12 protein-coding genes are annotated in these 14,065 nt (G+C 61.9%); 2 read left to right on the top strand and 10 right to left on the bottom strand.

Annotated elements, in window-relative coordinates; genetic code table 11:
- Positions 1–55: 55 nt before the first annotated feature.
- The 4 genes from ftsA to aqpZ all read right to left on the bottom strand — a co-directional run bounded on the left by ftsA (position 56) and on the right by aqpZ (position 4,191).
- Positions 56–1,387 carry a cell division protein FtsA gene (ftsA, locus tag BS630_RS20095; RefSeq protein ID WP_003565034.1) on the bottom strand — a complete coding sequence of 444 codons (1,332 nt, stop codon included), beginning with the start codon at positions 1,385–1,387 and terminating at the stop codon, positions 56–58.
- Positions 1,384–2,316: a cell division protein FtsQ/DivIB gene (locus BS630_RS20100; RefSeq protein ID WP_077978787.1), complete on the bottom strand. Its 933-nt coding sequence runs from the start codon at positions 2,314–2,316 to the stop codon at positions 1,384–1,386. Before BS630_RS20100 ends, ftsA begins: the two co-directional genes overlap by 4 nt.
- Entirely contained in the window at positions 2,304–3,230 is a 927-nt protein-coding gene (locus BS630_RS20105) for a D-alanine--D-alanine ligase (RefSeq protein ID WP_018242855.1), read from the bottom strand. The genes BS630_RS20100 and BS630_RS20105 overlap by 13 nt, the downstream gene beginning before the upstream one ends.
- 274 nt (positions 3,231–3,504) lie before the next feature.
- Positions 3,505–4,191: an aquaporin Z gene (gene aqpZ, locus BS630_RS20110; RefSeq protein WP_077978788.1), complete on the bottom strand. Its 687-nt coding sequence runs from the start codon at positions 4,189–4,191 to the stop codon at positions 3,505–3,507.
- 269 nt (positions 4,192–4,460) lie between these two features.
- On the opposite strand from aqpZ, the gene BS630_RS20115 reads away from it, so the two are divergent.
- Positions 4,461–5,774 carry an MFS transporter gene (locus BS630_RS20115; protein WP_077978789.1) on the top strand — a complete coding sequence of 438 codons (1,314 nt, stop codon included), beginning with the start codon at positions 4,461–4,463 and terminating at the stop codon, positions 5,772–5,774.
- Positions 5,775–5,928: 154 nt separating this feature from the next.
- Positions 5,929–6,858, top strand: a complete 930-nt coding sequence (locus BS630_RS20120) for a UDP-glucose 4-epimerase family protein (RefSeq protein WP_077978790.1) — start codon at positions 5,929–5,931, stop codon at positions 6,856–6,858.
- Positions 6,859–6,862: 4 nt separating this feature from the next.
- Here the strand turns inward: BS630_RS20120 and murB are convergent, their stop codons facing one another.
- The 6 genes from murB to mraY are packed head-to-tail and all read right to left on the bottom strand — an operon-like array spanning position 6,863 to position 14,053.
- Positions 6,863–7,837: a UDP-N-acetylmuramate dehydrogenase gene (murB, locus tag BS630_RS20125; protein ID WP_077978791.1), complete on the bottom strand. Its 975-nt coding sequence runs from the start codon at positions 7,835–7,837 to the stop codon at positions 6,863–6,865.
- Entirely contained in the window at positions 7,834–9,249 is a 1,416-nt protein-coding gene (gene murC / locus BS630_RS20130; protein WP_077978792.1) for a UDP-N-acetylmuramate--L-alanine ligase, read from the bottom strand. Before murC ends, murB begins: the two co-directional genes overlap by 4 nt.
- Positions 9,246–10,370 (bottom strand): undecaprenyldiphospho-muramoylpentapeptide beta-N-acetylglucosaminyltransferase, encoded by a 1,125-nt coding sequence (gene murG / locus BS630_RS20135; RefSeq protein WP_077978793.1) that lies wholly within the window; start codon positions 10,368–10,370, stop codon positions 9,246–9,248. The genes murC and murG overlap by 4 nt, the downstream gene beginning before the upstream one ends.
- A gap of 6 nt (positions 10,371–10,376) precedes the next feature.
- Positions 10,377–11,531, bottom strand: a complete 1,155-nt coding sequence (gene ftsW / locus BS630_RS20140; RefSeq protein ID WP_077978794.1) for a putative lipid II flippase FtsW — start codon at positions 11,529–11,531, stop codon at positions 10,377–10,379.
- Position 11,532: 1 nt separating this feature from the next.
- Positions 11,533–12,945, bottom strand: coding sequence for a UDP-N-acetylmuramoyl-L-alanine--D-glutamate ligase (gene murD, locus BS630_RS20145; RefSeq protein WP_077978795.1), 1,413 nt, complete (start codon positions 12,943–12,945; stop codon positions 11,533–11,535).
- A gap of 7 nt (positions 12,946–12,952) precedes the next feature.
- Entirely contained in the window at positions 12,953–14,053 is a 1,101-nt protein-coding gene (gene mraY, locus BS630_RS20150) for a phospho-N-acetylmuramoyl-pentapeptide-transferase (protein WP_003541415.1), read from the bottom strand.
- Positions 14,054–14,065 lie beyond the last annotated feature (12 nt).

Below are 14,065 nucleotides of genomic sequence, written 5' to 3' on the forward strand. Positions count from 1 at the left end.
GGTACCTGTTCCTTCTCTCTCTGGCCGCATCGCCACGCCGGCCAATTACGCAATTTCAGAAGCTTTCCTTCAGCCACTGACCCATGCGGGCTATGCGGCTGTTATTTCCCCCAAGCGACATGAGCAGACCGCTCTGTGACGCATGTGTCTCCATGTCCGCGACCTGCGGATAGATCATCAGGCCGACGGCCGTCGAAAAGGCCGGGCCCTTGGCCGCCGTCGGCAGTCCCGAAACACCCATCGGACGGCCGATGCGGACGTTGCGGGCAAGAATGCGCCGCGCCACGTCGGCAAGGCCGGTCAGCTGGCTCGCTCCGCCGGTCAGCACAACACGCTTGCCGACAATCGGGCTGAACCCGGAGCGCTGGATGCGGTCGCGAATCAATTCCATCGTTTCCTCGATCCGGGCCGACACGATGCGCGAGACCAGCGCTCGCGGCACCTGTGACGGCTGGTCGCGATCGTCTTCGCCGATCGGCGGGATCGAGATCAGCTCGCGCTCATCGGAGGAATTCGAAAGTGCCGTGGCATGCACGACCTTCAGCCGCTCGGCATCCTCGATGCGGGTCGAAAGGCCGCGCGCCAGGTCTGTGGTGACGTGATGACCGCCGAGACCGACGGCATCCGTATGAACGAGCTTGCCTTCGGCAAAGACCGAGATCGTCGTCGTACCGCCGCCCATGTCGATCGCCGCGCAGCCGAGCTCGACCTCGTCGTCGACGAGAGCTGCAAGGCCCGATGCGTAAGGCGTCGCAACGATGCCCTCGACCGACAGATGCGCACGATTGACGCTAAGTTCGAGGTTCTTCAGCGCCGAGCGCTCCGCCGTGACGACATGCATGTCGACGCCGAGCGCATCGCCATACATCGCCAGCGGATCGCGAATGCCGCGCTCGCCGTCGAGCGAGAAGCCGGTCGCCAGCGAATGCAGCACTGAACGGTCCTGGCGCAGCGACTGCTGGCAAGCGGCCGACAGCACCTTCTTCAGATCGTTGAGCTCGACTTCCTGGCCGCCAAGATCGATCGTCGCGGTGTAGATATCGCTACCGAGACGGCCGGCCGTCAGGTTGACGATCAGGCTTTCGACGGTCAGCCCGGCCATGCGCTCGGCCGCGTCGACGGCAAGGCGGATGACGCCTTCCAGCGCGTCGAGATCGGCGATGACGCCGGTCTTGATGCCACGGGAACGCTGGTGGCCGATGCCGATGATCTCGATATTGTGCGTGCGGCCCGGCAGGATCTGGCTTTCCTCGCGCGGCGTCAACCGGCCGATCATGCAGACGACCTTGGTCGAACCGATGTCGAGCACCGAAACGACATGTGACCGCTTCGACGAAAGCGGCTTCAGGCGCGGCAATCCGAAATGGGATGAACCGAACAAGCTCATATATTCTGCCCCGCCTTCTTCAATTCTTTCGTACGCTCCGTCACTGCCGTCTGCCTGCGGATCGCCGCCTCCGGCGTCAGCTGGATCGCGGTTCTGTCGGCCAGCCTGAGATCGACTGCGGCAATGTCCCGCTCCAGGAGCTGATGCTCCTTGTCGAACTTCGAAAGCGTCGCTAGTGCCTGGTCGATATCGTCTTCCGGCAGCTTGACGACGACGCCGTTGTCCATGTGCAGGTCCCAGCGACGGCCTGATATCCAGACATAGGCCTTCACGCGGGCCTTCACGTCGGGCCACTTCGAGAAGGCTTCGTCGAGCGAAGCCGCCGCAGTTTCGGCATCGCGGCCGACGACGAGCGGCAGCGCCGAAAACTTGTTGTCGCGCAGCGGCGCAATGACGCTGCCGTTCTTCTCGATCAGGGAAAGCTCCTGCCCGTGCTGCCAGATCGCATAGGCCTGGCGCTCCTTGAGCTTCACTTCGATCGTCTTCGGATAAATCTTGCGGACCTCGACATTTTCGACCCAGGGAAGATGCGCGATCTTCCTGCGGGCGGCATCGACGTCGAGGGCGACCAGCGAGGTCGTGCCGTCAAGGCCGATCAACTGCAGTATCTCGATTTCGGAGGTCTCCGAATTGCCGGAGACCTTGACGTCCTCGATCGCAAAACCCGCCGCCGTCGTCGTCGCCTGCGCCACGGCTTCCGTGTGGCCGCCGAGCGACATGCCGTAAAGCCCCGTCGCACCTAGGAAAGCGAGCGCCGAGACCGTGCCCGTATGAACGGGAATGTAGATTCGGCCACTGCAGAGGCTGATCAGGAAACGCGTGACCCGGCGCAGCGGGCGCGGCAGCACGAACCGCTCTTCGGCTTCCACGATCGGAAGCACGGCATGATGGCTGGGGCGCCCAATCCTCTTGACCGTCAACGCAAACAAGACGCGTCCTCCACCATCCACCGGAGAAACTGACCAAATGAATAGCCGGCATGACCGGCCATTTCGGGCACGAGCGAGGTTGGAGTCATGCCTGGCTGGGTATTGACCTCCAGCCAGATGATTTCGCCGTCTTCGGAGAAACGATCGTCGTAACGAAAGTCGGACCGACTGACGCCGCGACAACCGATTGCCTGATGCGCCCTTAGGGACAATGTTTGTATTTTTTGGTAAATATTCGGTGAAATTTTCGCGGGGATGACGTGTTTTGAACCGCCCGCCGCATACTTGGAGTCGTAATCATAAAAATTGTGTCCCTGCGGCACCACTTCCGTGACGCCGAGCGGAGTTTCACCCATGACACCGCAGGTGAGTTCGCGACCGTAAACATAGCGCTCGACGATCACCTCCTCGCCGTAACGCCACTCGGGCGAGCTAACGATCTGCGGCGGATGCGCCTGATCTTCCGTGACGATGACGACGCCGAAGCTCGACCCCTCGCGGACGGGCTTCACCACATAGGGCGGCTTCATCGGATGCGTCGAGGGAAAGGCGAAACGGTTAACCACCTGGGATTCGGCGACCGGAATGCCGGCGGCGGCAGCGACACGCTTCGCCTTGGCCTTGTCCATCGCCAGCGCCGAGGCAAGCACTCCAGAATGGGTATATGGGATTTCGAGATATTCGAGGATGCCCTGAATAGTGCCGTCCTCGCCGAACGGGCCATGAAGCGCATTGAAGACGACATCGGGCTTCAGCGCGGCGAGTTTCTCGGAAACGTCGCGCGCAACGTCGATGCGCGTCACGTCGAAACCCTCCGCTTCGAGAGCTTCTGCGCAAGCCTTTCCCGAGGAAAGGCTGACCGGCCTTTCCGAGGAAAATCCGCCCATCAGGACAGCGACATGCTTGCGACTCATCAACACCCCCAAAAAATAACTTCCATTTTCGAAATCGACGCTTGCGCGAAGCTGTCTGCGCCGTTTCGGGCCTTTGTCCGACCTGGGTGCATTAGAGCATCATTATGGTTAATGAAGTGTTTACTTTCGTTAACTTCGTCTTGCCGCGCCCCGGATTTTTTAACCTTCTCTTCTTCGCGATTGCCAGATCGAAGATGTCACCGATCCGCGAAATAGAAAAACCCGCACGGAAAAAACCGCGCAGGCTCAATGGGATAGATTAGTTTTCTTGCGGTCAGTCGGCGTCGTCGACGAACTTCCACACGAGCCCGCCGAGCGCCCCACCCGCAAGCGGCGCAATCCAGAACAGCCAGAGCTGCTGCAGCGCCCAGCCGCCGACGAAAAGCGCCTGGCCGGTGGAACGCGCCGGATTGACCGAGGTATTCGTCACGGGGATAGAAACGAGATGGATCAGCGTCAGCCCGAGGCCGATCGCAAGCGGCGCGAAGCCCGCAGGCACCCGACTGCTGGTCGACCCCAAGATGATGATCAGGAAGAACATGGTCAGCAGCACTTCGATCAGCAGCGCCGAAAGCAGTGAATAACCGCCCGGAGAATGATCGCCATATCCGTTGGCGGCAAATCCGCCGAGTTCGAAACCCGCCTTGCCGCTGGCGATGAGATAAAGCAGCGCCGCCGCGGCGATGGCGCCGACAATCTGCACGACGATATAGGGAACGAGACGTGCCGCCGGAAACCGTCCTGCAACCGTAAGGCCAAGCGAGACGGCGGGGTTGAAATGACCGCCCGAAATGCCGCCCACGGCATAGGCCATGGTGAGCACGGTCAGACCGAACGCAAAGGCCACGCCAACAAAACCAATTCCAAGCTCGGGATAGGCCGCGGCCAGCACGGCACTGCCGCATCCGCCGAAGACCAGCCAGAACGTGCCGAGAAATTCGGCAACAAGACTCTTTTGCATGGATATCTCCTCTGCCCTCAACCAGAGGGTTAGCAATGAATCTGTTACAATTCGATTCCGGTCAAGCATGTGAGCAACGCCACGGCAAGCCTCGCGCAAGGAAGGAAAACCCAAGGATTTAAGATGACGTCGGGGGACGCGAGCCGGTAATGCATGCGGGCCACGTCCCCAGTACCGACTGCATGTTTTGACATTTTCTCGGATCTGAAATTGGGTTAAGACCCGCGAGCCTCCCAAGGCGCTCCATAAAAATACTGATTGGAATGAAAATGACTGACGCGATCTCCGCATCGCCGACCCCTGCCTCGAACAGCACGCAAGTTAATTCTCCGGCTCGCGTCCTTATCGCCAGCCTTGTCGGCACCACCATCGAATTCTTCGACTTCTACGTCTACGCGACGGCAGCCGTCCTCGTCTTCCCACACCTCTTCTTCCCGGCAAGCGATTCGAACGCCGCAACGCTGCAATCGCTGGTCACCTTCTCGATCGCCTTTTTCGCCCGCCCCATCGGCGCCGTGATTTTCGGTCATTTCGGCGACCGCATCGGCCGCAAGGCGACGCTCGTCGCCGCGCTGATGACGATGGGCCTTTCGACCGTGCTGATCGGCATGCTGCCCGGCTATGATGCGATCGGCATCGCAGCACCCTTGTTGCTGGCGCTTTGCCGTTTCGGCCAGGGCCTCGGCCTCGGCGGCGAATGGGGTGGCGCCGTTCTGCTTGCCACCGAAAACGCTCCTCCCGGCAAGCGCAGCTGGTACGCCATGTTCCCGCAGCTCGGCGCACCGATCGGCTTCATCCTCTCCTCCGGCTTCTTCCTCATCCTGACGGAAACGATGAGCAACGAGGATTTCCTCGACTACGGATGGCGCATTCCCTTCATCGCCAGCCTCGCCCTCGTCGCCGTCGGCCTCTATGTCCGCCTGAAGATTGCCGAGACGCCGGAATTCCGCAAAGCCGTCGAAAAGCACGAACGCGTCGCTGTGCCGATCGAGGTCGTCTTCCGTAATCATCTGCGCAGCCTGATCCTCGGCACCTTCATCGCCGTCGCGACCTTCGTGCTGTTCTACCTGATGACGGTCTTCACGCTCTCCTGGGGTACGACACCTCTGGAAAAGGGTGGGCTCGGTTATACGAGAGAGCAGTTCCTGGTAGTCCAGCTTGTCGGCGTCGTCTTCTTCGGCCTGACGATCCCGCTCTCCGGCTGGCTCTCCGATCTCTATTCGCGCCGCATCATCCTGACGCTGACGACGATTGCAATCACCATCTTCGGCTTCTTCTACGCGACGCTGTTGACCAGCGGTCTCACAGGCGCTTTCCTGTGCTCTATCATCGGCCTCGCCTTGATGGGCTTCACCTATGGTCCGATCGGCGCTGCCCTTGCCGCCCCCTTTCCGACCACGGTGCGCTATACCGGCGCCTCGATGACCTTCAACCTCGGCGGCATCTTCGGCGCTTCGCTCGCCCCTTATATCGCAACCTGGCTCGCCACCCATTATAGTCTGGACTATGTCGGCTACTACCTCGCCGCCTCGGCAGTGATCTCGCTGGTCTGCATCCAGCTGTCGGGCCGCGAGGAAGTCTGAGCCTCGAGCAGTACGTAAATGCGAGGATTGAAAGTGTTAGAGCGTCCTTTGTGCGTCCGGAAGGACGCGCGGCGCTCTAACGTCGCGGCTTTTTATTGATGCCGTGGGCACTTCCGGTTAACCGGAACACTGACGGCAAAACGGGGAACAGATCATGCGATGCCTCATTACCGGCGCAGCCGGCTTTGTCGGTGGGCCTCTCGTCGAAAGACTGCATGCAGAGCGGATATCCGAGCTTGCGGTGACGACGCGATCTGCAGCCGCCAGCTTCCCGACATCTGTGCGGCATTTCCCCATCGAGATAACAAGCGAAACCGATTGGACGGCAGTTCTCGAGGGTATCGATGTCATCGTCCATCTCGCCGCTCGTGTTCACATCATGAACGACCGCGCAGCCGATCCGCTTGCGGAATTTCGCCGGATCAACACCGCCGCCACGTTGAACCTCGCCGCACAGGCCGCCCGCGCAGGCGTAAAAAGGTTCGTCTTCATCAGCAGTATCAAGGTCAATGGCGAGGAGAACGATCGGCCCTTCCGGCATGACGATACGCCAATGCCGATCGATCCCTATGGCATCTCGAAGCTGGAAACTGAAACCGGGCTGCATGAAATCGCCGCCCGAACAGGCATGGAAGTCGTGGTCATTCGCCCGCCGCTCGTTTATGGACCCGGCGCGCGGGGCAATTTCGCCCTGCTCGTCGGACTTGTCCGGAAGAAAATGCCGCTCCCTTTCGCGTCGCTGAAGAACCGCCGGACACTGGTCGCGCTTCCAAATCTCGTCGATCTGATCATCGCCGGGATGAAGCATCCCAGCGCAGCCGGCCAGACCTTTCTCGCAGGCGATGGAGAAGATCTTTCGACTCCCGGGCTTATCGAAGGGATTGCCGCAGGGCTAGGTGTCAAACCGATGCTGCTCCCCTTCCCCCCAACGCTGTTGCAGATGGGCGCGAGAGTCACGGGAAAGAGCGCAGTCTACCAGCGTCTTTGCGGTTCCCTGCAGGTCGATATATCCCATGCCCGCGACGTGCTCGGCTGGTCGCCTCTCGTCACGCCGCGCGAAGGCCTGAAGCTTGCAGTGACGTAAACCGTTATTCGCTCGTCACACCGTGGAACGGACGCACCTCACGGCCGGGCATGAAGACGCCGAGGCGTTTGATTTCCCATTCGAGTTTAATGCCGTCTTTTTCGAAGACCTCGCGACGCACCTGTTCGCCGAGATATTCGAGATCATAGCCGGTTGCCTGCCCCATGTTGATCATGAAGTTGCAGTGAAGCGACGACATCTGCGCTCCGCCGATGACGAGACCGCGGCAGCCTGCCTCATCAATCAGTTTCCAGGCCGAATGACCAGCCGGGTTCTTGAAGGTCGAGCCGCCGGTCTTTTCGCGTACCGGCTGCACCGTCTCGCGATGGTTGCGCACGGCGTCCATCTCGGCGCGGATCTGCGCGCGCTCTTCCGGATAGCCATCGAACAGCACGGAGGTAAAGATTAGATCTGTGGATGCGGTCGAATGGCGATAGGAATAGCCCATCTCGGCATTGGAAAGCACATGCTTGTCGCCCTTGCGGTCGACCGCATGGACCTCGATCAGCCGCTCCCGCGTCTCCACACCGTTGGCGCCGGCATTCATGCGCGCCGCGCCACCGATGCCGCCGGGAATACCGTATAAGAAATGGAAGCCGCCGATGCCATTGTCCATCGCCATCGCCGCTACATGTTTATCAGGGCAGATGGCGCCGGCGAGAATCCGGTTTTCGCCGGCAAGCTCGACGAAGCCGAACCCCTTGGCCGACAGGCGCAGCACGACGCCGGGAATGCCGCCGTCGCGCACCAGGATGTTGGAGCCGACGCCGACCACCGTCAGCGGCACCTCTTCCGGCAATATCTTCAGGAAGGCGACGAGATCGTCGATGTCATGCGGCTGGAACATCAGCTCGGCCAGGCCACCGGCCCTGAACCAGGTGACGCGGTCCATCGGGGCATCCGGCGTGATACGGCCGCGGATATCCTTTACACCGTCTCCGAGAGACGCGAGAAGCTTTTCCCCATTCACCTGTTTCATACGGACTTTCCCGATAGGCCTTCCAGTTGCTTGGGCAGTGCCGCTGCCCAGGATGTAATGCTCCCAGCCCCCAACAGAACCACGAAATCGCCAGGCTTTGCAACCTCCGCAACCATCTGCGGCAGAAGCTCCGCCGAAGTTAGAAAGCGGGCGTCGCGATGGCCGCCGGATTTTATGCGCGAGACTAGCGATACGGAATCGATACCCTCGATCGGATCCTCCCCCGCCGCATAGACCGGTGCCAGGAAGATGCTGTCGGCATCGTTGAAGCAGGCGGCGAATTCCTCGAACAGGCTCGCAAGACGGCTAAAGCGGTGCGGCTGGTGGACCGCGATGACGCGGCCCTTGCAGGATTCTCGGGCGGCGCGCAGCACCGCCTTGATCTCGACCGGATGATGGCCGTAATCGTCGAAGATCTGCACGCCATTCCACTCGCCGGTCAGCGTGAAGCGGCGCTTGACGCCGCCGAAGGAAGCAAGCCCCTTGGCGATATCGGCGCTCGATATGCCGAGCCGGTTGGCAACAGCAATCGCCGCCGTCGCGTTGGAGATATTATGCCGTCCGGGCATCGGCATGACCAGCCCCTTGAGTTCGATCACCTGGCCGGTGCGGCGGCGGCGGATTTCGACGTCGAAGATCGAGCGCGTGCCGTCGATGCGCACATTCTTGAAGCGCACGTCGGCCTGCGGGTTCTCGCCATAGGTGATGATCTTGCGATCTTCGATGCGGCCGACCAGCGACTGCACCTCGGGATGGTCGAGGCACATGACGCCGAAGCCGTAGAACGGCACGTTCTCGACGAACTGCCGGAAGGCGGCGCGCACGGCGTCGAAATTGCCGTAATGGTCGAGATGTTCCGGGTCGATATTGGTGATGACGGCGACATCGGCCGGAAGCTTCAGGAATGTGCCGTCCGATTCGTCGGCCTCGACCACCATCCACTCGCCCTCGCCCATGCGGGCATTGGTGCCGTAGGCATTGATGATGCCGCCATTGATGACGGTCGGGTCGAGCCCACCGGCTTCGAGCAGCGCGGCGACCAGCGAGGTGGTCGTCGTTTTGCCATGCGTGCCGCCGATGGCGATCGCATTGCGGAAGCGCATCAGCTCGGCGAGCATTTCGGCGCGGCGCACCACCGGCAGCAGCTTTTCGCGCGCGGCGATGAGCTCCGGATTGCTCTTCTTGATCGCCGTCGAGACGACGACGACTTCGGCCTCACCCAGGTTTTCAGCTCGGTGACCGACGAACACCTCGATGCCCTTGTCACGCAGGCGTTGGACATTGGCGCTGTCGGCCTGGTCCGATCCCTGCACCTTGTGGCCGAGATTGTGCAGCACCTCGGCAATGCCGCTCATGCCGATGCCGCCGATGCCGATGAAATGGACGAGACCGATCGTCTTCGGCAGTTTCATGCGCGTGTCCTCTTGAATTCCGCTATTGTCCGTCTGGCGGCAATAGCCTCAACCATGTCGGCAAGCAAGTTCGCTGCATCGGGTTTCCCGGCGAGTTTCGCCGCCGCCGCCATATGCGCAAGCTTTTCCGGATCGTTCATAACAGCCGTCAGGATCGCCGCAAACTTCTCCGGCGAAAGCTCCGACTGGGCGATCACCTTCGCCCCACCGGCCGCAGCGAGTGCCGCCGCATTCGCCGCCTGGTCGTGATCGAGAGCGTGCGGGTAAGGCACAAGGATGGCAGGCCGGCCGATGACGGAGATTTCCGAAACCGTCGAGGCGCCCGAACGGCAGATAACGAGATGCGCCCTCGCCAACCTCTCGGCCATGTCGGTGAAGAAGGGGGCGATATCGGCATCCATCTCCAGCTTGGCGACGCAGCCGCTGACCATCTCCATGTCCTCGGGACGCACCTGCTGAGTGATGCGCAGACGCACGCGAAACGCGTCGTCGAGCAGACTGATCGCCGTCGGCAGCGCCTTGGAGAAATATTGCGCACCCTGGCTGCCGCCGAAGACGACGAGATTGAAAGCCTCGCCCGTATGCGGGGGCGTGTAAGGCACCTCGGCTGCGGCGATGATCGCCGGGCGGACTGGATTGCCTGTCGTCACCGTCTTGTCTGGAAAGGCACCGCCCCCCTCCGGCAGGAAACCGCCGGCAATGGCCTGCACGCGGGTTGCCAACGCCTTGTTGGCGCGCCCCATCACCGCATTCTGCTCGTGGATCATCGAGGGCACGCCGAGCCGGGTGGCGGCAAGCAGCGGCGGCACGGTGGGATAACCGCCGAAACCGACGACGATGACCGGTTGCAGCCGCTGGATCAGCTTCTTTGCCGCCCGCATGCCGCTCCAGAGCGTCCATAGCGAGCGGGCGACGGCGATCGGGTTCTTCGAGCCGATCGTCGCCGAGGGCACGACATGGATCTCCTCGGCCGGGAACTTGCCCGCATAACGCTCGGCCCGGCTGTCCGTGACGAGATGCACCGAATAGCCGCGCTCCTTCAGCTTGAAGGCCAGCGCCTCCGCCGGGAACACATGGCCGCCGGTTCCCCCGGCGGCAAGCAGCACGATGCCTTTGCTCATGGTCTTCTACTCCGCCGGCATCCCGTGCGGGACGCGGAAGAGGCTCCGGTCCTGCGCGCGTTTTTCCGGTCGATGGCGCGTCAGCGCCAGAATGAAGCCGGCGGTGACGCAGATCGCCACCATAGACGAGCCGCCATATGAAATCAGCGGCAGCGTCATGCCCTTTGCCGGTAGCAGTTCGAGATTGACGCCGATATTGATGATCGACTGGATGCCCATCTGCAACACCAGTCCGGCGACGGCGAAACGGTTAAAATCGTTCCGCTCGCGATAGGCATGCGAGAGGCCACGCAGTACCAGCACGGTAAACAGCGCGACGAGCGCCATGCAGAAGACGATGCCGAACTCCTCGGCCGCGACCGAGAAGATGAAGTCGGTATGCGCATCCGGGATGATGCGCTTGACGATGCCTTCGCCCGGTCCCTGGCCGAACCAGCTGCCGCGGATGATCGCCTCGCGCGCGGTATCGATCTGGAAAGTATCACCCTCGCCTGTCATGAATTTGTCTATTCGGCCGGCGACGTGCGGAAAGACGTAATAGGCGCTGAGCAGGCCGCCGGCGCCTCCGATACCGAGCAGCACGATCCAGATCCATGGCATGCCGGCCATGAAGAACATCCCGCCCCAGACGGCCGTGGTCAGGATGGTCTGGCCGAGGTCCGGTTGCGCGACGAGAAGGGCCGCGACGATGCCGAACAGAATGATGGCAAAGAGATTGCCCGGGATCTCCGGCTGGCGCGCATGTTCGGCGAAAAGCCAGGCACAAACCACGACGAAGGCAGGCTTCATGAATTCCGACGGCTGGACGGAAAGCCCGGCGATCCAGATCCAGCGTCTGCCACCCTTGACCTCCTGCCCGACGAACAGCACCAGCACCATCATCGCGATCGAGACGATCAGGATCAGGATCGCAGTGCGCCGAACCTGGCGCGGCGTCAGGAACGACAGCCCGAGCATGACAGCGATCGAGGGGATCATGAAGGCCGCATGGCGCTTGACGAAATGGAAGGGCTCGAGCCCGATGCGCTCGGCAACCGCAGGCGATGCCGCAAACGACAGCATGAAGCCGATGCCCATCAGGAAGATGAACATCGCCAGGAAGAAGCGGTCGATGGTCCAGAACCAATCGGCCAGAGGCCCACGTTCCGCGCGGCTTACCATGTCATTTCTCTCCTGTTGCCGGACCGATCAGCATCGCAATACCGTCAAGCGCTGCCACGTGGGCGACGAAGGCTTCGCCCCTGACTTCGAAGTTCTTATACTGGTCGAAGCTTGCGCAAGCCGGGGATAACATCACGGCCGAAGCAGCGCTCTCGTCGCGTTCGGCATCGGCGGCCGCATGCGCGACGGCGCGCTCCAGCGTGCCCGAGATCTCGTAAGGCACGGCCTCGCCGAGCGTCGCGGCGAATTCCGCCGCCGCCTCGCCGATCAGATAGGCCTTGGCGATGCGCGGAAAATAGGGAGCAAGAGTCGTGATCCCGCCAGCCTTCGGCAAGCCGCCGGCGATCCAATAGATGCGATCATAGCTCGAAAGAGCCGGCGCTGCGGCATCGGCATTGGTCGCCTTGGAATCGTTGACGAAAACGACGCGGCCACGCTGCCCGACCGGCTGCATACGGTGCTTCAGTCCGGGAAACGAGGCAAGACCGGTGCGGATGTCGTCGGCGGAAACCCCGACCGCGAGGCAGGAGGCGACGGCAGCGGCGGCGTTCTGCGCATTATGGCTGCCGCGCAGCGTCTGGATGCCGTCGAGATCGGCGAAGGGCAGCATGGCGCCGCCGGCGGCCTGGATGAGTTTGGTGCCCTCGGCATAGATGCCGTCGGCCAGCACGTTGCGGCGCGAAATACGGACCACCTTGACGCTTGCCCGCTCAACACGGTCGGCAATCAGCGCCGAATGGCTGTCGTCGACGCCGACGATCGCGACATCGCTGCCGGCGACCAGCCTTTCCTTGATATCGGCATAATGCTGCATGGTGCCGTGACGGTCGAGATGATCGGGCGTCAGGTTGAGCAGGATGCCGGCAGACGGGTCCAGTGTCGGCGCCAGATCGATCTGGTAGGAGGAGCATTCGACGACGTAATAACGCTCGGCCTTCGGCGGATCGAGCGTCAGCACCGCCGTGCCGATATTGCCGCCGAGCTGCGTGTCGTAGCCTGATGATTTCAGGATATGGGCGATCAGCGCCGTCGTGGTCGACTTGCCGTTGGTGCCGGTTATGGCGATGAAAGGGCAATCCGGCGCATGGGCGCGGCGCTCGCGCACGAAGAGTTCGACGTCGCCGACGATATCGACGCCGGCCGCGCGGGCAAGATCGACGGTCCAGTGCGGCTTCGGATGGGTGAGCGGCACGCCGGGCGACAGCACGAACAGCGCCTGCTGGCTCCAGTCGATGTTGTGCAGGTCTTCCGTCCTGATGCCTTCGGCAGCGGCCTTGGCGACACTGTCGGGATTGTCATCCCAGGCGGTCACATCGGCACCGCCTGATATCAGCGCCCGGGCGGTGGCAAAGCCGGAGCCGCCGAGCCCGAAGAGCGCGACCTTCCTGTCCTTGAGCGTCGTGACCGGGATCATCGCTGCCTCACCGGAGCTTCAGTGTCGAAAGGCCGAGCATCGCAAGGCCGACGGCGACGATCCAGAAGCGGATCACCACCTGGCTCTCGGTCCAGCCCTTCTTCTCGAAGTGATGATGGATCGGCGCCATCAGGAAGACGCGCCGGCCGGTCATCTTGAAGAAACCGACCTGGATGATGACCGACAGCGTCTCGATGACGAAGAGGCCGCCGATGATTGCCATGACGATCTCGTGCTTTGTGGCGACGGCGACGGTGCCGATCGTGCCGCCGAGTGCCAGCGACCCTGTGTCGCCCATGAAGATGGCGGCCGGCGGCGCGTTGAACCAGAGAAAGCCGAGGCCGGCGCCGATGACGGCGCCAAGCACGACGGCGAGTTCGCCGGTGCCGGGCACGAAATTGATCTGCAGGTAGTTCGCAAACACCACGTTGCCGGCGAGATAGGCGATGACCCCGAAGGAGGCGGCGGCGATCATCACCGGCACGATGGCAAGCCCGTCGAGACCGTCGGTCAGGTTGACGGCATTGCCGGCGCCGACGATGACGAAGCCGCCGAAGACGACGAACATGATGCCGATATTGATCATGAAGTCCTTGAAGAAGGGAAAGGCGATCGAGGAGCCGAAGGTCGAGCCGGCAATCCCCGAGGCAAGGGCGGTGCGCATCATGAAATAGACGGCGATGCCGGCGATGACGAATTCGATGCCGAGCCGCGCCTTGCCGGAAAAGCCCATGTGGCTCTGCTTCGTGACCTTGAGATAATCGTCATAGAAGCCGATCGCGCCGAAGCCCAGCGTCACTAACAGCGTCGCGACGACATAGACGTTGGAAAGATCGGCCCAAAGAAGCGACGCGCCGACGATGCCGGCGAGGATCATCAGCCCGCCCATGGTCGGCGTGCCGGCCTTCTTGAAATGCGTCTGCGGCCCGTCGGCGCGGATCGGCTGGCCCTTGCCCTGCCGGATGCGCAGCGAATTGATGATCGTCGGCCCGAACAGGAAGACGATCAGTGCTGAGGTGAAGAGAGCAGCCCCCGTGCGGAAGGTAATATATCTGAACAGGTTCAGAAATTTGAAATATTCCGACAGTTCGACAAGCCAGATCAGCATTCAGGGCCCCTT

Origin of the sequence: Rhizobium laguerreae, assembly GCF_002008165.1 — a bacterium.
GTDB lineage: Bacteria > Pseudomonadota > Alphaproteobacteria > Rhizobiales > Rhizobiaceae > Rhizobium > Rhizobium laguerreae.

Bases quoted from the DNA above. Each gene is read 5' to 3' on its own strand.
- ftsA (WP_003565034.1), bottom strand. From the start codon at position 1,387: ATGAGCTTGTTCGGTTCATCCCATTTCGGATTGCCGCGCCTGAAGCCG.
- BS630_RS20105 (WP_018242855.1), bottom strand. From the start codon at position 3,230: ATGAGTCGCAAGCATGTCGCTGTCCTGATGGGCGGATTTTCCTCGGAA.
- aqpZ (WP_077978788.1), bottom strand. From the start codon at position 4,191: ATGCAAAAGAGTCTTGTTGCCGAATTTCTCGGCACGTTCTGGCTGGTC.
- BS630_RS20115 (WP_077978789.1), top strand. From the start codon at position 4,461: ATGACTGACGCGATCTCCGCATCGCCGACCCCTGCCTCGAACAGCACG.
- BS630_RS20120 (WP_077978790.1), top strand. From the start codon at position 5,929: ATGCGATGCCTCATTACCGGCGCAGCCGGCTTTGTCGGTGGGCCTCTC.
- murB (WP_077978791.1), bottom strand. From the start codon at position 7,837: ATGAAACAGGTGAATGGGGAAAAGCTTCTCGCGTCTCTCGGAGACGGT.
- murC (WP_077978792.1), bottom strand. From the start codon at position 9,249: ATGAAACTGCCGAAGACGATCGGTCTCGTCCATTTCATCGGCATCGGC.
- murG (WP_077978793.1), bottom strand. From the start codon at position 10,370: ATGAGCAAAGGCATCGTGCTGCTTGCCGCCGGGGGAACCGGCGGCCAT.
- ftsW (WP_077978794.1), bottom strand. From the start codon at position 11,531: ATGGTAAGCCGCGCGGAACGTGGGCCTCTGGCCGATTGGTTCTGGACC.
- murD (WP_077978795.1), bottom strand. From the start codon at position 12,945: ATGATCCCGGTCACGACGCTCAAGGACAGGAAGGTCGCGCTCTTCGGG.
- mraY (WP_003541415.1), bottom strand. From the start codon at position 14,053: ATGCTGATCTGGCTTGTCGAACTGTCGGAATATTTCAAATTTCTGAAC.